Source organism: Mycobacterium sp. E3247 (assembly GCF_001667785.1).
Classification (GTDB): Bacteria; Actinomycetota; Actinomycetes; order Mycobacteriales; family Mycobacteriaceae; genus Mycobacterium.
Genome location: NZ_LZJG01000317.1, coordinates 14809 through 37484 on the forward strand (window position 1 = coordinate 14809; position 22676 = coordinate 37484).

Consider the following 22676-nt stretch of genomic DNA (forward strand, 5'->3'; position numbering starts at 1 on the left):
GTGTGTAATCGACTCACCGCTGGGTGGGCCGACTACGGGCGATCAAGGGCGGCCGCGAGAGAGGCGGCCGCCGCCTTGAGCAGCCGCAACGAGCGGTTCAGCTCGGCGTTCTCTGCCTTCAGCCGCTCGAGTTCGACTTGGTGGTCGGCGGGCGCCGCCGGACTGTCGTGGTCGAGTAGGGCCCTCCGGGTCCGCTCATGGACGGTCTCGGTCACGGTGTTGCCGAGCTGATCTGTGACGGCCCGGATCGCCATCCTCTCCATGTCGTGCCGCCCGCGCACCGAGGCGACCGCACGCACCTCGTCGATGCGGGCCGACCCGTTGGACGCGGCGGACTTCGGCACGGCCCTCAGCGGCTGCGCGTGGCGGTAGGCTCGCGGCGCCTGGCCTGCGGCGGCGTCCGCCGCGATGGGCAAGACGGTGGCCTGTTGCTGCTGTACCCGCAAGCGCAGTTCGGCTTCCCGCCGCCCCAGCTCGTCCGCCCACTGCGCAAGCTCGGCCTCCCGCCCGGCGACCTGCGCCTCCCGATGCCGGATCTGGGCCAGTTGTTGGGGCAACGGGTTGGCCCGCTTCGCGAGCCCGCCCGCCCGCTGGGCGAGTCGCGCCTCCTGCTCGCGCACCCGGCTCTCCCAGGCGCGCACGTCGTGTTCGTACTGGACGAGGGCCGCCTCGCGCTCGGAAAGCTCGGCTTCCCGTCGGTCCAATGTGCCAGCGCGTTTGAGCAGCTCGGCGCAGCGGCTGCGGAGCTCGGTTTCCTTTTGCAGGTGCCGAGTCAGCTCTTGCTCGACCAGGTCGATGAAGATGTCGACCTCTTGCTCGTTGTAACCGCGCTTGCCGATGCGCGGACGCGAGAATGCGACATTGTGGACGTCAGCGGGGGTGAGAACCATCCTGTTTCCGAAGTCTTTGGCGTCGCGGGCCACGTAAAGCCGGGACGGTTGCCGACGAGGTTATTGCAGTTGTTCTACACGTGCGTTATTGGCGGCTGAACAGCGAACAACTCGTTAGCTACATCAAGTCCTCACCCACCTGCCCATGCTGCATCACCTACAGTTAAGTCATGGCTACCAAATCTGACCCTGGCGAGATCGGCGACGTCGAACCGGTCGCCGACAGCACCGCGAGCCAGGCCAGGCGGGTTGTCGCGGCGTACGCGAACGACGCCGACGAGTGCCGCGTGTTCCTGTCCATGCTCGGCATTGGACCCGCAAAACTCGACGCGTAAATGACTCCCGGGAACGGGCACGACTCGAAGATGCCGACCTTCGGCAACTCCGACTTCGTCGTGGTCGCCAACCGGCTTCCGGTGGACCAGGAGCGGCTTCCCGACGGCACCACGGCGTGGAAGCGCAGCCCGGGCGGCCTGGTGACGGCGCTGGAGCCGCTGCTACGCCGCCGGCGCGGCGCATGGGTCGGTTGGGCCGGCATCGCCGAGGAAGAGGTCGACTTCGACGACGAGCCGATCGTGCAGGAGGACCTGGAGCTCCGCCCGGTGCGGCTGAGCGCCGACGACATCGCCCAGTACTACGAGGGGTTCTCGAACGCCACGCTGTGGCCGCTCTATCACGACGTCATCGTCAAGCCGATCTACCACCGCCAATGGTGGGAACGCTACGTCGAGGTCAACCGGCGCTTCGCGGAAGCCACCTCCCGCGCCGCCGCCCGGGGCGCCACCGTGTGGGTGCAGGACTACCAACTGCAACTGGTTCCCAAGATGCTGCGCGAACTGCGACCCGACGTCACCATCGGCTTCTTCCTGCACATCCCCTTCCCGCCGGTGGAGCTGTTCATGCAGCTGCCCTGGCGCACCGAGATCATCGAGGGCCTGCTCGGCGCCGACCTGGTGGGCTTCCACTTGAGCGGGGGGGCGCAGAACTTCCTGTTCCTGTCCAGGCGGCTGATCGGCGTCAACACCTCCCGCGGATCGGTTGGGGTGCGCTCGCGATACGGCGAGGTCGATCTCGGGTCGCGCGTCGTCCGGGTGGGCGCGTTCCCCATCTCCATTGACTCCGGCTCGCTCGATCATGCCGCCCGCGATCGCGACATCAGGCGGCGCGCCCGGGAGATCCGGGCCGAGCTGGGCAACCCCCGCAAGGTGCTGCTCGGCGTCGACCGGCTCGACTACACCAAGGGCATCGACGTGCGGCTCAAGGCCTTCTCGGAGCTGCTCGCGGAGGGACGCGCGAAGCGCGACGACACCGTGCTGGTCCAGCTCGCCACGCCGAGCCGCGAACGCGTGGAGAGCTATCAGATTCTGCGTGACGACATCGAGCGCGAAGTGGGACACATCAACGGCGAATACGCAGAGGTCGGCCATCCGGTGGTGCACTACTTGCACCGTCCGGTCCCCCGCAACGAATTGATCGCGTTCTTCGTGGCCGCCGACGTCATGCTGGTCACCCCGCTGCGCGACGGCATGAACCTGGTGGCCAAGGAGTACGTCGCATGCCGCAGCGATCTCGGCGGCGCGCTGGTGCTGTCCGAATTCACCGGCGCCGCCGACGAACTCCGGCAGGCCTATCTGGTCAACCCGCACGACCTCGACGGCGTGAAGGACGCGATCGAGGCGGCGCTCAACCAGCCCGTCGAGGAGGGCCGGCGCCGGATGCGGTCGATGCGGCGCCAGGTCCTGGCGCACGACGTCGACCGTTGGGCGCGGTCGTTCCTGGACGCGTTGGCGGAGTCGCGTCCTCACGATGCCAACTAGGCCGCGCGAACCCATGGTGTTGCCGCGTAATCGCTGTGATACTCAAGGGATCGCGGAGGGAGGGGTCAGATGAAGCTCCGTCACGGACTGGCTGCGGGCACCGGCATCTTCGTCGCCGTCGCAACGGGAATTGCGCTGGAATCCGGGGCGCCCGCCAAGGCGCTCGGACCGCCGCCGGACGGCAACTACAGCTACAACGAGGCGGGCGTGTCGGGGGTGACCTGGACCGTCACGGCCATCTGCGATCAGCCCTCCGGAACCCGGAACATGAACGACTATTCCGACCCAATCGTTTTCGCGATGAACTGCGCCCTAAACATCGTGAGTTTCACGGACGAGCGGATTAGCGCCGCCGACAAACTGCAGAACTACAGCGGCCGGGCGCGGATGTCGAGCATGCTGTGGACTTTCAAGGTCGACAAGGCTGACGGTGTGTCATGTCCGGGCGGCGGCACCGCCCCTTCCACCGAAACGTGGGCTTTCAGCGACGAGACGATGAGCGGCACCCACACCACCCTGCACGGTGCCGTCTGCGGGATGGAACCGGCGATGAAGAAGCAACCGTTCTCGCTTACACTGAGCGGCCCCCCGCCCAGCCCGGTCGAGCGTTATCCGTTGTACTGCAACGCGATTGCGATGTGCTACTAGATCGGCGTGATGTAGGCGATCAGCCACTGCTTGCCGATCTTTTTGAAGTCCACCCGCAACCGGCTGCCGTCGTAGAGCGGCTGGCGTGATTTGTCTGTCACCGTACGGTTCATGTAGACCATCAGCGATGCCGAATCCCGTTTGGCCGACATGACTCCCGCGCCGACCACGTTAGCCTGCACAACCACTTCACGCTTTTTGGCCTCGGGGATGATCTGCGTGTTGGCGCTCTTCTGGAATTCAGCGCGATATTCCGGCGTCAACAGCGGATACGCGGCCGTCAGGCTCCGCTCGACGGTCTGGTAGTCGTAGGCGAAGACCTCGGGAATCTCCTTGGCCGCCAACCCTGGCAGGACCGCACGCGCCGCCTGCTCGCCGCGGGTCTGCACGCGGTCCCAATACAGCCAGCCGCCCACCGCGGACAGTCCGACGAACGCCACGACCGCCAGGTAACTCGCGGCGGCCGCCAGCCAGCGCAGCCATCGCATCAATTACCGCCGTTCGGGTATTTGATGTCGTAGCCGGTCATTCGCCCGGTCTCGTCTTCGTGCACGATCACGCGCAGACGATATGGCATGGAGGGCTTGTTGACGCCGTCGATGTCGGCGACCGTGACGCGCACGGAGACCAGGACGGACGCGTTGTCGGCGACCGTGTCGATGCCTTCCAGCGCTGCGCCGTTGACGACCGCCTCCGACGTCGCATTGGTAGTGCGGAAGATGGCCTTGAGGTTTTCGACGTTGTTGTTGGCGCCAAGCATCCCGCGAAGCGGGCCGCTGGTGCCGTCGACGAAGCGATTCACGCTCTCGTCGATGTTGTCCTGTTTGTAGCTGAACATGTTGACCACGGTCTGCCTGGCGGTGTCGACGAAACGCTGGTCACGCGCCTCTGCGGCGTGAGCGTGTCGTTGCTGGACTCGCAACAGGGCCACGCAGCCGGCAAGCGCCCCAACGGCCAGCACTGCGGCCGCAAACGAGATCCACGCCACCAGCCTTCGGTTGGGTTGGCGTCGCGGCGGAGGTTTCAGGGCCTTCCCTGGCTTGGCGAGCTTCGCCGGCGACTTGGACCCGGCCGGGACCTCGACGCTCACCGGCGCGGCCTTGGCCTCCTCCGATTTCGCGGGACCCGCCGCGCGCGACGCCCGACGACGGACGCGGGGTTTGGTTGTCTGCTCTTCTGCTGCGACAGCGTCCATTACATCGGCCTTGGATCACGCATCAGGTCCACCCAGTTCTCGGCGCTGGATGCGCCGCTGGCTCCGGCCGCAAAAATACCGGTGCCGCCGGCCGGGTCCTTGAACGCGCCGGTCTTCTCGTCATAGGTCGTATACGCCGGTCCGCTGGCCTGCGGCTGCGGGCCCGGCGGCGGCCCCCACGGCTTCTCCGGTCCGGGACCGGCCGGCGGGGGATTGATACCTTCTGGCGGCGCCGGTGGTGGCAGCCACTTGGGATAGGGCAGTTGCGGCGGCACGGGTGGAATCCCCGGAGGCTGCCACGACGTGAAGGGTGGTGGCGGCCCGTTGTCGTTGGGCGGCGGCGGATCATATGCCGGCTGCTTGTTCGGCAGCGGCCCCGGCCCGGGCACCACCCCGGGCGGGGGCGGCCCGACGATCGGAGTGCCGGGGTCGGGTTCCGCGCCCGGAGGGATGTAGGGGAACTTGTTGGGCGGCAAGACGTTCAGACCGTTTGTCATCGGAGTGTCGTACGGGACCGGCGGACCTCGCCATGGGTTACGCCCAACGGGCACATAGCCCTTCGGGTCACGACAGAGCTGAATCGTGGGCGCGCGCTTCCCGGGGAACTCTTGGCAGGGGTAGTTGCGGGCGCCACGTACCGTGCTGGGGTCGTTTTGGGCGACCTTGCAGTACATATCCTTCGGCAGCTCGCGCACGGTCTCGTCGGCGGGTGTGCGCATCAATGGCGGCGGGAGGAAGCCGACCGCACACGGCGGCGGGTCGTTCAGGTCCAGCTTGAAGTCCAGCTTGCCGCCCTCGTCGAGAGGTGGACCGCCCGCCATCGTGATGATCGCGGCAAACAGCGCCGGTAAGACGACCAGAAGATGCTCGATCGACTTGTGGTAGATGACGCCCACCCGGCCGAGGTTGGCCAGGCTGGCGGCCAGCGCCGGGAAGGAGGGGCGGATACCGGAGAACGCGGTGCTGGCCTCGTCGGTGGCACCCGGGGCGGTGGCCAGCGTCTGGCGAAGCTCCGGGTCGGCCTGCCGCACCTCGGAGGTGAACCGCGCCAGCCCGTCGGACAGCGTCTTGATGTCGGCGCCGGCGCGAATCTGTGCCTGCAGGAAGGGACCGGCCTCGTCGATGAGCTGCGAAGCCTGCGGATAGTTCGCATTGGCCTCGTCCACCAGCAACCGGGCGGATTCGAAGAGCCGGGCCAGCTCGGGGCCCGACCCGTTGGTCGCGATGAATGTCTCATGCAGCAGCTCGCGCAGGCGGGTGTCGCCCAGGCTGTTGGTCAGCGCCTCGGCCCGCTTCAGCAGGTCGGCGACATCCTGGCCGATCCGGGTGTTCTGCCGCTCGATTCGAAACCCGTTGCGCAACTTGGTCGACGCCGGCGTACTGGGCGGTACCAGGTCGATGTATTGCTCGCCGACGGCCGACACGCTCTTGACGGTCGCGGTGACGTTCGACGGAATCGGCGTGCCGCTGTTCAGCCGCATCTCCGCGGTGACGCCATTGGGGTTGAGGCCCACCGATTCCACCCGTCCCACGGCGACGCCGCGATAGGTGATGTTGGCGTTCTTGTAGAGGCCGCCGCCGGCGACGAAATCGGCGGTGCCGGCGTAGGTTCCGAGCCCGAAGGTCGCGGGCAGCCGCAGGTAGAAGATTGCCATCACCGTCAACGTGATGGCGGTGATCACCGCGAAGATCCAAAGTTGGATCTTGGTGAGTCTGTCGTGCATCTGCGGCCGCCTCCTACTGTCCTGAAGCCGTGCCGGGCGGGATCTTGAACGGGTCGGCCGCCTGCCCGGACAGGTTTGCCATTTCGCCGGTCAAGAAGTCGGGTGGATTGAGGATCTCACCCATGTGGGCCATGTTCGGGTCGAAATATGCCGTGGTGAAGAACGTTTCGCCGATCCGGCGCAGGGTCAGGTCGAAGGTGGTGAACACGTTGAGGTAATCGCCTCGGACGGCCTGCTTGATCCCGTAATTGGGGAACGGGAACGTCAGCAAGATCTGCAGGGAAGTGACGAAGTTCTTTCGGTTGTCGTTGAGGGCCTTGGCCACCGCGTAAAGGTCTTTCATGTCAGCGGCGAAATCGGCCTTGGTTTTCGCGAGCACGTTGGAAGTGACCGTCGCGAGTTTCTTGAGCGCCGCGAACGCCTCGACGATGTGGTCGCGATTCTTGTTCAGCACGCGTATCGCGTCGGGCAGGGTGTCCAGGGCCCGGCCCAGGTTGTCCTTGTCACGCGCCAGGCTCGCCGAGAATCGGTTCAGGCCGTCGACGGCATCGATGATGTCGTTGACCTGACGGTTGAGTCCGGCGGTCAGTTCCGCGAGTCGGGGCAGCAGGTCGACGAACTGGTTCTGCCTGCCGGCGACGGCCTGATAGGTCTCGTCGGTGATCTCTTCCAGGGCACCGACATTACCCTTGTTCACCACGACACCGAGGGCCGACAGCACCTCTTCGGTGGTGGGATAACGGCCGGTGTTGGACTCGGAGATCTTCGACCCGTCGGTCAGCCGGCCGATGGCCGGCTTGTCCTTCGGGCGCGCCAGGTCGATGTGCATCGAACCCAGCAGTGAGGTCTGGGCGACCGTCGCCGTGGAGTTGGTCGGCAACACGACGTTTTTGTCCAGCGCCAATTTCACCGCGGCATAGAACGATCCGTCGGAGCGCTGCATCGCCTGAATGCCGGCAACGCTGCCCACGGTCACGTCGTCGACCATGACGGGAGAGTTCTGCGGCAGCGTCGCCACGTCGGGCAGGTCGACCGTGATCGAGTAGGCGCCGCCGCCATGGCCGGCCGTACCGGGCATCGACAGGGAGTTCAGACCGCCGAATTGGCAGCCGGCCAGCAGCGCGCTACCGGCCGCTAACGCACCACCCCGCAACCACATCCGGCGCATCAGCCGCCCCCGTCCGCGGCCGGCGGTGTTTGGCTTGGCGGGGGCCCCGGCAGGGGTCCGAAGGCGCTCCCCGGCGCGGGTCCGGGCGCCGGAGCGGGTCCGGCATTTCCCAAGGCCGGTGCCGGCGCCTGGCCGCTCTGCGGTGCCGGCGGAACCAGCAACGCCTGCAGATCCGCCGGGTTCTGGTCGGCCGGCGGCGTCTTGGCGCCATTGGCCGGGATCCAGGTTAGCTCGGGGACCGGAGTCGCCGATTTCGCTTGGGTTTCGGGGGTGTCATAGATGATCTGGCCCTTGTAGGCGGTGATCGTGTTGAGCGGGTGGAACATGATGGGCGGGTAGTTCACGGTGAGGCGCCGCAGCACCGGCCCCAGCCGCTCACGGCACAGTTCCGCACGCCGGAAATAGTCGGGCGCCCTCGGCCCGGCGGCCGTCTCGAAGGACCCGCCGCAGATGAATTGCACGGGGTTGGCGAACTCCGGAATGGACAACAGACCGTTGAGCGTGCCCTGGGCCGGGTCGTAGATGTTGTAGAAGTTGGAGATACCCGGACCCGCGACGTGCAGTACCTGTTCGATGTTGTCGCTCTGGTCGCTGAGCGTCTTGGCGAAGTCGTTGAGGTTGTTGACCGTGTCGATGATGGTCGAGTTGTTCTCGTGCAGGAACCCGCGGATGTCGGAGAGGGCCTTGTTGAGCGTGCCTAGCGTGGTGTCCAGGTGGCGTGAGCTGTCGGCGAGCACCTGCGACACCGAGGCGACGTTTCCGGCGAACTGCACGATCTGTTCGTTACTGGCCGACAGCGCGTTGACGAGAACCTGAAGGTTCTTGACCGTGCCGAAGATGTCGCTGCGCGAATCCCCCAGCCGCCCAGCGGCTTGCGAGAGTTCGCGCAGTGCGTTGTGGAACGAATCACCGTTGCCGTTGAACGTGTCGGCGGCCTGGTTGATCGCCCGGCCCAGTGGCCCCTGCATCGATCCGGTCGTCGGACCGAGCTGCACCGCCAGTTGAGTCAGCGACTCCTTGACCTCGTCCCATTCCACCGGCACGCCGGTGCGACCGAGGCCGATGCTGCCGCCGTCGGGCAGCGCCGGGCCGCCGGTGTAGGCCGGGGTCAGCTGGATGAACCTGGCCGCCACCAGGTTTGGCGACATGATGATGGCCTTGGCGTCCTTCGGGATCTTCACGTCCTTGGACACCGACATGGTGATCTTGACATCGGAGGGTCGCGGCTCGATCGTGCGAATAGTGCCGACCGGGACACCGAGAACACGAACCTGATCACCGGGGTAGAGACCGACCGCCGACGTGAAATAGCCGACGATACTTCGCGTACTGCCGGTCGACGACAATACGTACACGCCACCCACCAACGCCGCGATGAGAGCGATGGCGGTCGTGTAACGCAGCCCCCGGCTGCCGGAGAAGCGCTTGGTCATGGCGACTTCGGCCTGATCACCCAGCGTTCCTGGATTAACCCCCGCAGGTAGTCGGCGAGGCTGGCCGGCATCTTGCCGGGCTGGTAGAAGAAGTCGAACATCGTCGCGACCAGCGGCGCGGGTATGACGCCGTAGACGTTGACGTTGAAGCCGGGCCCAGAGCCGACCACCTCGCCCAACTCGGTGGCGTAAGTCGGCAGCCGCTTGAGGGCCTCGGTGATGTAGTCGCGGCGCTCGTTGAGGTCGCTCAGCACGTCGTTGAGCTTGCTCAGAGCCGGGCCGAATTCACGGCGGTTGTCGGCGACGAAGCCGGAAATCTGTTGCGATAGCCCCTGGATTCCCCCGATGAGTTGTCCGATCGCGGCGCGCCGCTCGTCGAGCGCGGCGAACAACTCGTTGCCGTCGTCGACCAGCTTGTTGACTTGGTCGGCACGCTGGGACAGGACGCCGGTCACGGACTTCGCATGCGCCAGCAGGCTTTGCAGCGCCTCGTCCCGGCGATTCAGGGTGCGCGACAGCGTCGTCACACCGTCGAGCGCGCCGCGCAGCTGGGGAGTCGCGTCGTGCAACGTGTCGGTCAGGACGTTCAGCGCCTGCTCGAATTGGGGCTTGTTCAAGTTGCTGGCATTCGAGCCCAGGTCCTCCAGCGCGCCGGCGAGCGTGTACGGCGTGGTCGTGCGGCTGAGCGGGATCGTGGTCGACCTGCCACTGCCGGCCGGCGTCACCGCGACCGAACGCTCACCGAGGATGGTGTCGGTGCGGATCGCGGCCAGCGACTGGTCGCCCACGGTGACGTGCCGATCCACGCTGAAGCTGATCTTGGCGGTGTCACCGGCCAGGCCCACGGCGGTCACCTTGCCGACCTTGAGGCCCGACACGTACACCGCATTGCCTGGATTGATGCCGCCGGCGTCGGAGAAGTAGGCGTCGTAGACCTTCCCCTGCGGGAAGAACGGTAACGCCGCGTAGCCGAATGCGATGAGCACGACGCAGACCACCAGCACCACACCGAAGATGCCGGTGCGCAGCGGATCGCGCTCGCGCTTTGCGTTACTTGACAAAAGCGCACCTCCCCTTGCTGGGATCCACCTGACCACCGAGCGGCAGCAGGATGTCGCTGCCGGCCGGGCCGTTGATCTTGATCGTCACCGAACAGAAGTAGATGTTGAAGAACGACCCGTAGGCGCCCAGCGCCGCCAGCCGCAGATAGTCCTCACCCAGCTGCTCGACGTCGTTGTTGACCTCGGCCTTCCGATTGTCGATTTCGGTGGCCAGCGGCCGGGTGTTTTCCAGGATGCCCTGCAGCGGCCGCCGCGAATTCTTCAGCAGCTCGGTCAGATCCGTCGTCGTGGAGGCCAGCGGCGGAATGGCGCCGGCGATGTCGTCTTTGTTCTTCGCCAAGCCGCTGATCAGTTGCTGCAGCTGGTCCACGCTGGCCGAGAATTGGGCGCTGCGCGCATCGACCGTCTTGAGCACCGTGTTCAGGTTGTTGATGACGTCACCGATGAGTTGGTCGCGCTGGCCCAGCGCCGACGAGAACGCGCTGGTGTCGGCCAGCACGTTGGACAGCGCGCCGCCCTGACCCTGCAGCAACTCGATGACGGCGCTGCTGATCGTGTTCACCTTGTCCGCGTCCAGCCCCTTGAGCACCGGCCGCAGGCCACCCAGTAGCGCGTCGAGATCCAGCGCCGGCTGAGTGTGCTGGGCGTTGATCGTCGCGCCCGGCGGCAGCTTGCGCAGCTCCCCCGGACCGGAGGTGATCTCCAGGTACCGGTCACCGACCAGGTTTTCGTAGCGGATCACCGCGCGGGTGGAGGAATAGAGGGTGTAGCGCTTGTCGAGCCCGAACGACACGTCGATGGTGTTGTCCGGGTTGAGCTTCACACCGGACACGGCTCCGACCGGCACCCCGGCGATGCGAACCTTCTGGCCCGCCTTCAAGCGCGACACATCGGTGAACGTTGCGTGGTAGGTGCTTTCGGGGCCGAATCGGAAGTCCCCGAAGACCACCACCAGACCCGCGGACACGATCAGCATGGCCACCGCGAAGACGCTGACCTTGATCATCATCGAGCGGTGCGTCGGCATTGCCCCGGCCGCCATCAGAAGTCGTCCCGTTCGGCGAACGCGCCATGGAACAGGAACTGCAGTGTCGAGGGCGCGTCGAACTGCAACTCGGTGAACGGCTCGTACGGAACGTTGGCGTTGTCGGTCACCAGGAACGGCGCCCGGTACCACGATCCACCGTGTTGCTTGTTCGGAATGTCGGGCAACCCGCGGCAGTTCGGGCCCCCGGAGCCATTGACCAGGGGCAACGATTCGGGATAGGTGTACGCCGGCGCACCCAGCACGAAGCTCGAAGACGTGAACAGACCCGCTTTGCGCACGCCGAGGATCGGTCCGAATTCCTTGAGGCCCCGGTCGATGCCGGCGAACAGGCAGCCGAATTCCGGCGAATAGTCGGCGGCCACCTTCAGCGGGGCCCGCAGCCGGTTGATGGCGTCGATGAAGTTCTGTTCAGCCGGCTCCAACGTGTCGTAGGCGTTGTTGGCCAGCCCGATCGTGGCCAGCAACGTGTCGTTGAGGTTGTTCTGCTGGTCGACGACGGTCTTGTTGATCGTCGGCAGGTTGTCGAAGACGGTGTTCAGGTTCGGGGCGGCGTCGGCGTAGATGTTGGTGACGACCGCCGCTTTACGAAAGTCCTCCTGCAGCGCGGGCAGTTTCGGGTTCGTTTGCTGGGTCAGCGTGTTCAGGCCGGACAAGATGCCGCCGAAGTCGTCGCCGTGACCGCGCAGACCCTCGGACAGCGCGCTCAACGTGCCGTTGAGCTCGACCGGGTCGATCTTGTGCAGCAGGTCGATCAGCGACTGGAACAGGGTGTTGACCTCCAGCTGCACCGCCGACGCGGCGACGTGCGCGTCCGGGCGCAGCGGGGTCGGCGAAGGGTTCTGCGGCGGAAGGAATTCCACGGCCTTGGCACCGAAGATGGTGTTGCCCGCGATGTGCACCGTCGCGTTGGAGGGGATGAAGTGCATGTCGTCACTGTTGATGCCGAGCGTCAGCCGCGCCTGGTCACCGGAGTAGTCGATGCTCTCGACCTTGCCGATCTGAATGCCGCGGTATTTGACCTTGGCGCCCTTCTCCATCACCAGACCGGCACGCGGGGCCGAGACCGTGACGTTGTCGATCGAGGCGAAAGCCGCTGTGTAGGAAAGGTAAGTCACAGCGGCGAACGCCACCAGCAGGCCGGCCAGCACCGCGGCTGCCAGCCGGACGTGTGAGCGTCGCGTATCTGTTTCTGCCATGTCCCTTTAAGCGGTCCTCTTACCCGGAGAGGTTGAAGTTACCGGACGCGCCGTAGACAGCGAGTGAGATGAACAATGTGATGACGACGACGACGATCAGCGAGGTCCGCACGGCCTGACCGACCGCGATCCCGACGCCGACCGGCCCGCCGCTGGCGTTGTAGCCGTAATAGGTATGGACGAGCATCACCGCGATGGACATGACGATCGCCTGCAGGAACGACCACAGCAGGTCCGAGGGGATGAGGAAGGTGTTGAAGTAGTGGTCGTAGAGGCCCTTCGACTGCCCGTTGATGTACACCGTGGTGAAGCGGGCGGCGAAGAACGCGGCCAGCACCGACAGGGAATACAACGGGATGATCGCGATGAGCCCGGCGATCAGCCGGGTCGACACCAGGTAGGACACCGAGTGCACCGCCATGCACTCGACCGCGTCGATCTCCTCGGACACCCGCATGGCGCCCAATTGCGCGGTGGCGCCGGCACCGATGGTGGCGGCCAGCGCGATACCCGCAATCACCGGCGCGACCACCCGGACGTTGAGGAACGCCGACAGGAAGCCGGTCAGCGCCTCGATGCCGATGTTGCCCAGCGACGAATACCCCTGCACGGCGATGACCCCGCCGGAGGCCAGCGTCAGGAAGGCGGCGACACCGACGGTGCCGCCGATCATGACCAGCGCTCCCGCGCCCATCGTCATCTCGGCGATCAGCCGGACCGTCTCCTTGCGGTAGCGGGTGAGCGCGTTGGGGACGTACCGGACGGTTTGCCCGTAGAACAGCGCCTGCTCGCCGAAGTCATCGACCGGCTCCTGCAACCGGGAAGCGAGGTTGCGCAGCCGGTAGGTGACGTCGTAGCTCATCGAGTACTCACTTCGCCGAGATTCGCACGCCGATGGCAGTCATCACCACGTTGATGACGAACAGACAGATGAACGCGTAGACCACGGTTTCGTTCACCGCGTTGCCGACGCCCTTGGGTCCGCCCTTGACGGTCAGCCCGCGATAGCAACCGACCAGCCCGGCCATGACGCCGAACAGCAGCGCCTTGACCTCGGCGAGCACCAGCTCGCGCAGCCCGGTCAGGACGGTCAGCCCGTTGATGAACGCACCCGGATTCACGCCCTGCAAGAAGACGGAGAACACGTAGCCGCCGGACAAGCCGATGGCGCACACCAAACCGTTGAGCAAGAGCGCGACCACGGTGGAAGCCAACACGCGGGGAACCACCAGCCGGTGGATCGGGTCGATGCCGAGCACCCGCATCGCGTCGATCTCCTCGCGGATGGTCCGCGCGCCGAGGTCGGCGCAGATCGCCGTGGCTCCGGCACCGGCCACGACGAGCACGGTCACCACCGGACCCAACTGCGTGATGGTGCCGAAAGCCGTTCCGGCGCCGGACAAGTCGGCGGCCCCGATTTCGCGCAGCAGGATATTGAGGGTGAATGCCACCAGCACGGTGAATGGGATCGACACCAGCAGGGTCGGGACCAGCGACACCCGCGCGATCATCCACGTCTGTTCCAGGAACTCGCTCAACTGGAACGGCCGGCGAAAACTCTGACGACCCGTGTCGATCATCATTTCGAAGAACCCGCCGACGGCGCGGGCGGGAACAGCAAGTTGTTGCATCAACTCGATTACCCCCCTCGGCTGCTCGCGGCGAAGTCTATGTCAGGCCTTTGCGTCGTTTGCGGTCGTAGCTGGCTCGATGTGAGCCGGATCATATTAACCCAGAAGAAGTTAACGGTGTCAATGAACAGTATTTCTTTATCTGAACCGTTAATTTGCCAGGTCAGACGCACTTGTCATGTGTCAAACTGAAACAGGTTATACCTGTCGATTCCCCCCCACGAAGTAACCTCACACGGTTATTGCTCCATCAGTCCGACCGCGGAAAAGTTCCGCTCCGGATCCCGCCCAGCAAAGTACTCACGCAGCGTCGCGCTCAGTTGCGCGGGATCCCAGGCCGGCCCGTCGGCGCTGAATTGGTGCTCGGCGGTCGGCGCCGAAACCAGTGTCACCCGCGGCCCGTAAACAATAAACACCTGCCCGTTGACTTCTGCAGCCGCCGGCGATGACAGGAACTTGACCAGGCTGACAACGTGCTCGGGTGACAGCGGGTCGACGCCGCCCGGCTCGACCTCCGGTGCGGCACCGAAGACGTCGGCCGTCATCGCGGTCCGGGCGCGCGGACAAATCGCGTTGGCGCACACCCCGTAGCGGCCGAGCGCCCGGGCGGCGGTCAGGGTGAGCGAGATGATCCCGGCCTTGGCGGCGCCGTAGTTGGCCTGCCCCACGGGACCGACCAGCCCCGCCTCGGACGCGGTGTTGACCAGGCGCCCGAAGACGGTTCCCCCCGCTTCCTTAGCCTTCGAGCGCCAGTAGGTGGCCGCGTTGCGGGTCAGCAGGAAGTGGCCGCGCAGGTGCACCGCGATGACCAGATCCCATTCCTCGTCGGACATGTTGAACAGCATCCGGTCGCGGGTGATCCCCGCGTTGTTGACCACGATGTCCAGCCCACCCAGGCCGTCGGCCTGCGCGACCAACTCGTCGGCGGTGGCGCGTTCGCTGATGTCGCCGGCGACCGCGACGGCCTTCGAGCCGGCCGAGTTGATCTCGTCGATGACGTCGGAGGCATCCAGCGCGGTGGCGATGTCGTTGACGACGACGGTCGCCCCGGCCCGGGCCAGGCCGAGAGCCTCGGCACGTCCCAGCCCCGCGGCGGCACCGGTCACCACCGCGACCTTTCCGGAGAGATCGGTCGCGTTCGTGCTGCTAGTCAATTTATGAATACCTCTAGTTTCTGGTGGCGCATTCGGGCTCGGGTCACTCGCCCCGCTGCAGCGCGGCTCGCGGGCATTCGGCGATCGCCCGCTCGGCCAACTCCTCCTGATCGGGGGGAATCGGGTCCAGCTTCACGACGGCGTAATCCTCGTCGTCCAAGTCGAAGATATCCGGCGCGATTCCCATGCACACGGCGTTACCTTCACACCGGTCACGGTCGACGATCACCCGCACAGCACCCTCCTTGCACCTGGCTTCAACCTGAGGACACGCCCCCTCAGTATGTAGGTCCACCATAGGGCCCCGATACCGCGGGGGAAACGGTCGCTGGAATCTCAGACTAGAACGTGTTACAACCGGGATGACGAATGGGTTGTTGTCGGCCGACTAACGTCGGCCAATCGAGGCGAATCACGTTAACAAAGGACGGCTGGGATGCGCATCAGTTACACCCCTGAACAGGAGGAGCTGCGTCGCGAGCTGCGGTCGTACTTCACCAAGCTCATGACGCCGGAGCGTCGCGAGGCGCTGACCTCCTCGGGCGGCGGCGAGGTCGGGACCGGCACCGCGTACCGCGACACCGTCGCGCAGATGGGCAAGGATGGCTGGCTGACGCTGAACTGGCCCAAGGAGTACGGGGGCCAGGACCGCTCCCCGATGGATTCGCTGATCTTCACCGATGAGGCCGCGATCGCCGGCGTGCCGGTGCCGTTCCTGACCATCAACAGCGTGGCGCCGACGATCATGGCGTTCGGCACCGAGGAACAGAAGAAGTTCTTTTTGCCCAAGATCGCCGCCGGCGAACTGCACTTCTCGATCGGCTACTCGGAGCCGGGCGCCGGCACGGACCTCGCCAACCTGCGCACCACCGCCGTCCGCGACGGCGACGACTACGTGATCAACGGCCAGAAGATGTGGACCAGCCTGATCGCGTACGCCGACTGGGTCTGGCTCGCGGTGCGCACCAACCCCGAGGCCAAGAAGCACCGCGGCATCTCGATGCTGACCGTGCCGACGACCGCCGAAGGCTTCTCGTGGACACCGGTGCACACCATGGCCGGTGTGGACACCAGCGCCACCTATTACTCCGACGTGCGGGTCCCGGTGACCAACCTCATCGGTGAGGAGAACGGCGGCTGGAAGCTGGTCACCAACCAACTCAACCACGAGCGCGTCGCCCTGGTGTCGGCGCAACCGATCTTCCTCGCGCTGCAGGAGGTTCGCGAGTGGGCGCAGAACACCAAGGATTCCAGCGGCGCCCGGCTGATCGACTCGGAGTGGGTGCAGATCAACCTGGCCCGGGTGCACGCCAAGGCCGAAGTGCTGAAGCTGATCAACTGGGAGTTGGCGTCGTCGGACGGCGAATCGCTCAACCCGGCGGACGCGTCGGCGGCCAAGGTGTACGGCACCGAGTTGGCCACCGAGGCTTACCGGCTGCTGATGGAGGTGCTGGGGACCGCGGCCACGATGCGCCAGAATTCGCCGGGGGCGCTGCTGCGCGGCCGGGTCGAGCGGATGCACCGCGCGTGCCTGATCCTGACCTTCGGCGGCGGCACCAACGAAGTGCAGCGCGACATCATCGGGATGGTCGCGCTGGGACTGCCCCGAAACCGCTGAGCCCCCCTCCCCTAAAGGACGAACACCGATGGACTTTTCGACAACCGAAGCGGCCACCGATCTCGGCGGACTGGTCGACACGATCGTGAACTCGGTATGCACGCCGGAGCACCAACGTGACCTCGACAAGCTCGACCAACGGTTCGACCGCGCGCTGTGGGGCAAACTCGTCGACGCCGGGATCCTGACCAGCGCCTCGGCCACCTCGGTGGGCGGCGACGGCTTCGGGGTGCTCGAGCAGGTCGCCATCCTTGTGGCGCTGGGTCACCAGTTGGCGGCCGTGCCGTACCTGGAATCGGTGATGCTGGGCGCTGGGGCGTTGGCGCGGTTCGGCACCGAAGAGCTGCAACGGGATTGGGGTTCCCCGGCGGTCAGCGGCGAGAAGATCCTCACCGTCGCTCTCCTGGGCGAGATGGGTGAGGGGCCGGTGCGGGCCACCCGCGCCGGTGACGGCTACCGGCTCACCGGCACCCGCACCCAGGTCGGCTTCGGACCGGTGGCCGACGCGTTCCTCGTTCCGGCCGAGACCGATTCCGGGACCGCGGTTTTCCTGGTCGCCGCCGGTGATCCCGGGGTTTCGGTGAGCCCGCTGGAGACCACCGGCCTGGGCAGCGTCGGACACCTGACGCTGGACGGCGCGGAGGTGGACGGCGCCCGGATGGTCGGCGGCGCCGAGGTGGTCGTCTGGCTCGACACCCTTGCCGCATTGGGCCGCAGCGCTTTTCAGCTGGGAGTGCTGGACCGCGGATTGCAGCTCACCGCCGAATACGCCCGCGAGCGTGAGCAGTTTGACCGCCCGATCGGCAGCTTCCAGGCGGTGTCACAGCGGCTGGCCGACGGCTACATCGACGTCAAGGGCCTGCGCCTCACGCTCACCCAGGCGGCCTGGAAGGTCTCCGAGGATGTCCCCGCAGACATCGACGTGGCCAGCGCCGCGTTCTGGGCCGCCGATGCCGGACACCGGGTGGCGCACACCATCGTGCACGTGCACGGCGGCGTCGGCGTCGACACCGATCACCCCGTGCACCGCTATTTCCTGGCCGCCAAAGAGGCCGAGTTCGCGTTGGGCGGCGCCACCGGTCAGCTGCGCCGCATCGGCCGCGAGTTGGCCGAAACCCCCGCCTAGGCGCGGCGTTGAACCTGCCTGCGGATCCGACGGTCACCAAACTGCTGGTACCGCTAGCCGAGATCGACGATCGGGGCGTCTACTTCGAGGACTCGTACACCGGCTGGCGCGATCACCTGCGCCACGGTGCCGCGATCGCCGCGGCACTGCGTGATCGCCTGGACCCGGCGAAGCCGTCGCACGTCGGGGTGTTGCTGGAGAACACCCCGTTCTTCTCGGCGATGCTGGCGGCGGCCGGCATGTCCGGGATCGTGCCGGTGGGACTCAACCCGGTGCGCCGTGGCGACGCGCTGGCCCGCGACATCGCCCACGCCGATTGCCAAGTGGTGCTGGCCGACTCCAATTCGGCTGCCGCGCTCGGCGACATCGCCCACGTGAACGTCGATTCCGCCGAGTGGGCGGATGAGGTGGCCGCGCATCGGGATGCCGAGCCGCGTTTTCAATCCGCCACGGCCACAGATCTTTTCATGCTCATCTTCACCTCGGGGACCAGCGGTGAGCCGAAGGCGGTGAAGTGCAGTCACGGCAAGGTCGCCATCGCGGGGGTGACGATGACGCAGCGTTTCGACCTCGGGCCCGACGACGTCTGCTATGTGTCGATGCCGCTGTTCCATTCCAACGCGGTGCTGGTCGGCTGGGCGGTGGCTGCGGCCTGCCAGGGCTCACTGGCATTGCGGCGCAAGTTCTCCGCCTCCAACTTCCTGCCGGATGTCCGCCGATTCGGCGCCACCTACGCCAACTACGTCGGCAAGCCCCTGTCCTATGTGCTGGCCACACCCGAGCGGCCCGACGATGCGGACAACCCGCTGCGGGCGGTGTACGGCAACGAGGGCGTGCCCCGCGATGTCGAACGCTTCGCCCGCCGGTTCGGCTGCGTGGTGCAGGACGGGTTCGGTTCCACCGAGGGCGGGGTGGCGATCGCCCGCACCCCCGACACCCCGGACGGCGCGCTGGGCCCGTTGCCCGAGGGCGTCGAGATCGTCGACCCCGACACGGGCGAACCCTGCGCACCGGGCGTGGTGGGCGAGCTGGTGAACACTGCCGGTCCGGGCCGTTTCGAGGGTTACTACAACGACGAGGCCGCCGAGGCCGAGCGGATGGCGGGCGGCGTGTACCACACCGGCGACCTCGCCTACCGAGACGACGCCGGCTACGCGTATTTCGCAGGACGGCTGGGCGATTGGATGCGCGTCGACGGCGAAAACCTGGGCGCCGCACCGATCGAGCGGGTGCTCTTGCGCTACCCCGACGTGACGGAGGTGGCCGTGTACGCGGTGCCGGACCCGGTGGTCGGCGACCAGGTGATGGCCGCCGTGGTCATGGCGCCCGGGGCGGAGTTCGATGCCGAGAAGTTCCGCGCCTTCCTCGGCGAGCAGCGCGACCTCGGGCCCAAGCAGCGGCCGTCATACGTGCGGGTCAGCGCGCAACTTCCGCGTACGGTGACGTTCAAGGTGCTCAAGCGTCAGTTGGCGGCGCAGGGCGCGGACTGCGACGATCCCGTGGTGCGGATCCAGCCGCAAACGGGAAGGGGAGCGTCAACGCGTGCCTAGAATACGAAAGCTGATCGCGGGGTGGACCCTGCTTGCCTCCCTCGGTGCCGCGGCGCTCGGCTCGGGCGCCGGCGGCGCCGCGGGGGAGCCGGCGCCACCGCCGCCACCCCTGCCTCCGCCACCCCCACTGGTGTACGCGCCGCAGACGCCGGAACGTGACACCTGGGAGCCTCCCCCGCCGGAGGCACCGCCGCTGCCGCCACTGCCGCCGCCCGGCTAAGCGACGCGCCGTCACCCTCGTCGCACCGCGCGTTAAGACCGTCGACGATAATGCGACACGGCACAGACACGTCGGGACCGAAGGAGACGCGATGGTGGGTCCGGTCAGCGCATGACTTCCCGGCCCCTGGAGACCGCGCTCGAAGCGAGCTTCGACCAGCTGTCCGCCGCGGTGCCGGCGGACGTCGGCGTCGCGATCGCCCGACCGGATCGCACCTACTCACTCGGCCGATGGTGGTCCGGCGTCGCATGGTCGACCATCAAGGTGCCGTTGGCGATCGCGGCGCTGCGCAGTGATTGGCTGCGCGCCAAGGACCTCGCCGTCAAAGCCATCACGGAATCCGACAACCGCGCTTCCGAGCAACTGTGGTCACACCTGGGCGATCCGGCGGAAGCGGCACGGCGGGTGCAGGGGGTGATCGCCGAGGGCGGCGACACCGCCACCGTGGTCGAATCGCGCCGGCTTCGGCGCGGGTATACCGCGTTCGGCCAGACGCAGTGGACTCTGCAGCGGCAGGCCCGGTTCGCCGCCGAGCTGCCCGCTATCCCCGGTTCCGCCGACGTCGTCGACCTGATGCAGCAGCTCACCAGCGGCCATCGCTGGGGGCTGGCCGCCAAAGGGTTTGCGGCCAAGGGCGGTTGGGGCCCCGGGACGCACGGCGACTACCTGGTGCGTCAATTCGGGATCGTGCCCACGCCGTCGGGACACTGGGGCGTGGCCCTGGCGGCCAAGGTGCACGACGGCGTGTTGGAGACGGGCGTCGACGTCCTCAACGCGATGTCGGAATGGGTCCTCAGCCGGCTTCCCGGCCTAGCCCGTTATTGACGGCACCACGGCGTCGATCAGGTGCGGCCCGGGTTGGCTCAAGGCGTGACGCAGCGCGTCGCCGAGTTCCCCGGCGGTGCTGACCCGGCGCGCCGGCACTCCCATGCCCTCGCTGATCTTGACGAAATCCATGGCGGGACGGGACAAGTCGAGTAGGTCCAGGGCTTTGGGCCCGGGAGCCGATCCGGCGCCCACGCGCGCCAACTCGATCCGCAGGATGTCGTAGGCGCTGTTGTCGTAAAGCACGGTGGTCACGTTGAGGTTCTCCCGCGCCTGAGTCCACAATCCCGAGATCGTGTACATCGCCGACCCGTCGGATTCCAGGCAGAGCACCGGGCGGTCGGGGGCGGCCACCGCGGCACCCACCGCGGCCGGGATGCCGTACCCGATCGCCCCGCCGGTCAGGGTCAGCCAGTCGTGGGCCGGCGCCCCCGCCGTGGCCTGGGCGAGCAGCACACCGGAGGTGTTCGACTCGTCGACCACGATCGCCCTTTCCGGCAGCAGCGCCCCGATCACGTCGGCCGCCGACGCGGACGTCAGCGCGCCCGTCGGCAGCTGCGGCCGCGCGGCGTCCGCCACCGGCGCAACGGTTCCGGGCGCCACCTCGTCGGCCAGCGCGGCCAGCGCCTCGGCGGCACCGCTGTGCCCGGCGAGCAGATGCACCTCGCAGCCGGCCGGGACCAGGTCGCTGGGCATGCCCGGGTAGGCGAAGAAGGACACCGGCGACTTGGCCCCCGCCAGCACCAGATGCTTGGCACCGTCCAGCTGGGCGGTGGCGGCCTCGGCGAAATACGCCAGCCGCTCGACGGCGGGCACACCCGCGCCGCGCTCCAGCCGCGTCGGGAACGTTTCGCAGAGCAGCCGGGCTCCGGTCGCCTGAGCGATCCGAACCGCGGCGGCAAGTCCGGGACCGCGGGTGGCGTCGCCGCCGATCATGAGCACCGTCGGGTCCCCCGACCGCAGCACCTCGGCCACTTCGAACGCCAACCGCGGTTCGGCCCCCGGTGGTTCCGCGGCCACGGCACCCGCGGATTGCGCACCGTCCGACCAGGACACGTCGGCGGGCAGGATCAGCGTCGAAATTCGCGGGCCGGAACGGCTGGCGGCGATCGCCTCGGCGGCATCCGACGCGACGTCCGCGGTGTGTTCCGTGCGGCGCACCCACCCCGATACCGTGCCGGCCAGCGCGTCGATGTCCGATTCCAGTGGGGCGTCGTACTTCTTGTGATACGTGGCGTGGTCGCCGACCACCACCACCATCGGCACCTGGGCGCGCCGGGCGTTGTGCAGGTTCGCCAGGCCGTTGCCCAGACCGGGTCCCAGGTGCAGCAGCACCGCGGCCGGCCGCCCGGCGATGCGGGCGTACCCGTCGGCCGCGCCGGTCGCCACACCCTCGAACAGCGCCAGCACGCCGCGCATCCGCGGGACGGTGTCCAGGGCGGCCACGAAGTGCATCTCCGAGGTGCCCGGGTTGGCGAAGCACACGTCGACGCCACCGTCGACCAGGGTGTTGATCAGGGCCTGGGCACCGTTCACGTGATTGCCTCCAGTTTGAAAACGCCCTCGGCGTTGCGGTGCAAGAAGTCTCGGCGACCCTCGTCGGTCAGGCCGAGGTCCGCCAACCCAGCCAGGGCGTGCGCGTGGGTCACCATCGGATAGTTGGTGCCGAACAACACTTTCCGTTGTCCGGTGCCGGTTTTCATGAACCGGACCAGCTCGTCGGGAAGTCGCTTGATCGTGTAGGCCGACGTGTCGATGTAGACGTTGGGGTGCTTGCGGGCGACGGCGACCATCTCCTCGGTCCACGGATAACCGACGTGGCCACACACGATCACCAACTCGGGAAAGTCGAGGGCGACCTGGTCGATGTAGGGAATCGGGCGGCCGGTCTCCGACGGGCGCAGCGGCCCGGTGTGTCCCACCTGCGTGCAGAACGGCACGCCCAGCTCCACGCATTCGGCGAACAGCGGATAGTAGCGGCGATCGGTCGGCGGCGCGTTCCACAACCACGGCACGACCCGCAGGCCCAGGAATCCCTCTCGAACGCGGCGCCGCAGTTCGCGAACCGCTTCCATCGGACGATCAAGGTCGACCGTGGCCAGCCCGCCAAACCGCTTCGGATGCAGGCTGATCCACTCGGCAACCTCGTCGTTGGAGATCAGGTCCTGGCCACCGGGACCGCGCCACGCGCTGAGCAGGCCGAAGCGTACGTCGGCCGCGTCCATCGTCGCGATGCTCGCCTCGATCGGGACGTCGGCGTCCGGTATGGAGTCACCTGTCCAGCGCCGCAGCGATGCCAGCATGTCGCTGCGCAGGAACCGCGCAGTCGGGTGCTGCATCCACACGTCGACCGTCATCGCGATCAAGAGTAG

General features: G+C 67.0%; 23 protein-coding genes. 8 read left to right on the forward strand and 15 right to left on the reverse strand.

The window, feature by feature from the left end; genetic code table 11:
• Positions 1 to 32: 32 nt before the first annotated feature.
• Positions 33 to 890 (reverse strand): DivIVA domain-containing protein, encoded by an 858-nt coding sequence (locus tag A9X04_RS17330; protein WP_082975067.1) that lies wholly within the window; start codon positions 888 to 890, stop codon positions 33 to 35.
• Between the two features lie 170 nt (positions 891 to 1060).
• Here A9X04_RS17330 and A9X04_RS30500 point away from each other — a divergent pair, with 170 nt between their 5' ends.
• The 3 genes from A9X04_RS30500 (at position 1061) to A9X04_RS17340 (ending at position 3355) form a co-directional block, all read left to right on the forward strand.
• Entirely contained in the window at positions 1061 to 1225 is a 165-nt protein-coding gene (locus tag A9X04_RS30500; protein ID WP_102419489.1) for a hypothetical protein, read from the forward strand.
• Positions 1226 to 2707 carry a trehalose-6-phosphate synthase gene (locus tag A9X04_RS17335; RefSeq protein WP_067922925.1) on the forward strand — a complete coding sequence of 494 codons (1482 nt, stop codon included), beginning with the start codon at positions 1226 to 1228 and terminating at the stop codon, positions 2705 to 2707.
• Between the two features lie 69 nt (positions 2708 to 2776).
• On the forward strand, positions 2777 to 3355 hold the full coding sequence (locus A9X04_RS17340) for a hypothetical protein (protein WP_067922928.1): 579 nt from the start codon (positions 2777 to 2779) through the stop codon (positions 3353 to 3355).
• On the opposite strand, the gene A9X04_RS17345 is transcribed toward A9X04_RS17340, so the two are convergent.
• The 12 genes from A9X04_RS17345 to A9X04_RS17400 form a co-directional block, all read right to left on the reverse strand.
• Positions 3352 to 3843, reverse strand: a complete 492-nt coding sequence (locus tag A9X04_RS17345; RefSeq protein WP_067922931.1) for a mammalian cell entry protein — start codon at positions 3841 to 3843, stop codon at positions 3352 to 3354. The genes A9X04_RS17340 and A9X04_RS17345 overlap by 4 nt on opposite strands.
• Positions 3843 to 4550, reverse strand: coding sequence for a mammalian cell entry protein (locus A9X04_RS17350; RefSeq protein WP_067922933.1), 708 nt, complete (start codon positions 4548 to 4550; stop codon positions 3843 to 3845). Before A9X04_RS17350 ends, A9X04_RS17345 begins: the two co-directional genes overlap by 1 nt.
• Complete coding sequence (locus A9X04_RS17355) at positions 4550 to 6274, reverse strand: virulence factor Mce family protein (RefSeq protein ID WP_067922935.1); 1725 nt, start codon at positions 6272 to 6274, stop codon at positions 4550 to 4552. The genes A9X04_RS17350 and A9X04_RS17355 overlap by 1 nt, the downstream gene beginning before the upstream one ends.
• A 13-nt stretch (positions 6275 to 6287) precedes the next feature.
• On the reverse strand, positions 6288 to 7442 hold the full coding sequence (locus A9X04_RS17360; protein ID WP_067922939.1) for a virulence factor Mce family protein: 1155 nt from the start codon (positions 7440 to 7442) through the stop codon (positions 6288 to 6290).
• Positions 7442 to 8875, reverse strand: coding sequence for a virulence factor Mce family protein (locus A9X04_RS17365; protein ID WP_067922940.1), 1434 nt, complete (start codon positions 8873 to 8875; stop codon positions 7442 to 7444). The genes A9X04_RS17360 and A9X04_RS17365 overlap by 1 nt, the downstream gene beginning before the upstream one ends.
• Entirely contained in the window at positions 8872 to 9936 is a 1065-nt protein-coding gene (locus tag A9X04_RS17370; RefSeq protein ID WP_067922942.1) for a virulence factor Mce family protein, read from the reverse strand. Before A9X04_RS17370 ends, A9X04_RS17365 begins: the two co-directional genes overlap by 4 nt.
• Entirely contained in the window at positions 9926 to 10978 is a 1053-nt protein-coding gene (locus A9X04_RS17375) for an MCE family protein (RefSeq protein WP_067922944.1), read from the reverse strand. The genes A9X04_RS17370 and A9X04_RS17375 overlap by 11 nt, the downstream gene beginning before the upstream one ends.
• The gene (locus A9X04_RS17380; protein WP_067922946.1) at positions 10978 to 12180 is read right to left on the reverse strand and encodes an MCE family protein; all 1203 of its coding nucleotides are present in this window, start codon (positions 12178 to 12180) and stop codon (positions 10978 to 10980) included. The genes A9X04_RS17375 and A9X04_RS17380 overlap by 1 nt, the downstream gene beginning before the upstream one ends.
• Positions 12181 to 12199: 19 nt before the next feature.
• Entirely contained in the window at positions 12200 to 13042 is an 843-nt protein-coding gene (locus A9X04_RS17385; protein ID WP_065442814.1) for an ABC transporter permease, read from the reverse strand.
• Between the two features lie 7 nt (positions 13043 to 13049).
• Positions 13050 to 13814, reverse strand: coding sequence for an ABC transporter permease (locus A9X04_RS17390; protein ID WP_067922949.1), 765 nt, complete (start codon positions 13812 to 13814; stop codon positions 13050 to 13052).
• A gap of 236 nt (positions 13815 to 14050) precedes the next feature.
• The gene (locus A9X04_RS17395) at positions 14051 to 14965 is read right to left on the reverse strand and encodes a 3-oxoacyl-ACP reductase (RefSeq protein WP_067922952.1); all 915 of its coding nucleotides are present in this window, start codon (positions 14963 to 14965) and stop codon (positions 14051 to 14053) included.
• A gap of 43 nt (positions 14966 to 15008) precedes the next feature.
• On the reverse strand, positions 15009 to 15200 hold the full coding sequence (locus A9X04_RS17400) for a ferredoxin (protein ID WP_067922954.1): 192 nt from the start codon (positions 15198 to 15200) through the stop codon (positions 15009 to 15011).
• 201 nt (positions 15201 to 15401) lie between these two features.
• On the opposite strand from A9X04_RS17400, the gene A9X04_RS17405 reads away from it, so the two are divergent.
• The 5 genes from A9X04_RS17405 to A9X04_RS17420 all read left to right on the forward strand — a co-directional run bounded on the left by A9X04_RS17405 (position 15402) and on the right by A9X04_RS17420 (position 20304).
• The gene (locus A9X04_RS17405) at positions 15402 to 16583 is read left to right on the forward strand and encodes an acyl-CoA dehydrogenase (RefSeq protein ID WP_067760390.1); all 1182 of its coding nucleotides are present in this window, start codon (positions 15402 to 15404) and stop codon (positions 16581 to 16583) included.
• Between the two features lie 28 nt (positions 16584 to 16611).
• On the forward strand, positions 16612 to 17709 hold the full coding sequence (locus tag A9X04_RS17410; RefSeq protein WP_067922956.1) for an acyl-CoA dehydrogenase family protein: 1098 nt from the start codon (positions 16612 to 16614) through the stop codon (positions 17707 to 17709).
• A 14-nt stretch (positions 17710 to 17723) separates the two neighbouring features.
• Positions 17724 to 19259, forward strand: coding sequence for a long-chain-fatty-acid--CoA ligase FadD17 (gene fadD17, locus A9X04_RS17415; protein ID WP_156764397.1), 1536 nt, complete (start codon positions 17724 to 17726; stop codon positions 19257 to 19259).
• Positions 19252 to 19479 (forward strand): hypothetical protein, encoded by a 228-nt coding sequence (locus A9X04_RS29805; RefSeq protein ID WP_082972857.1) that lies wholly within the window; start codon positions 19252 to 19254, stop codon positions 19477 to 19479. The genes fadD17 and A9X04_RS29805 overlap by 8 nt, the downstream gene beginning before the upstream one ends.
• A gap of 111 nt (positions 19480 to 19590) precedes the next feature.
• Complete coding sequence (locus A9X04_RS17420; RefSeq protein ID WP_067922963.1) at positions 19591 to 20304, forward strand: serine hydrolase; 714 nt, start codon at positions 19591 to 19593, stop codon at positions 20302 to 20304.
• On the opposite strand, the gene A9X04_RS17425 is transcribed toward A9X04_RS17420, so the two are convergent.
• Positions 20290 to 21840: an acetolactate synthase large subunit gene (locus A9X04_RS17425; protein WP_067922966.1), complete on the reverse strand. Its 1551-nt coding sequence runs from the start codon at positions 21838 to 21840 to the stop codon at positions 20290 to 20292. The genes A9X04_RS17420 and A9X04_RS17425 overlap by 15 nt on opposite strands.
• Positions 21837 to 22661: an amidohydrolase family protein gene (locus tag A9X04_RS17430; RefSeq protein ID WP_067922995.1), complete on the reverse strand. Its 825-nt coding sequence runs from the start codon at positions 22659 to 22661 to the stop codon at positions 21837 to 21839. The genes A9X04_RS17425 and A9X04_RS17430 overlap by 4 nt, the downstream gene beginning before the upstream one ends.
• Between the last annotated feature and the right edge of the window lie 15 nt (positions 22662 to 22676).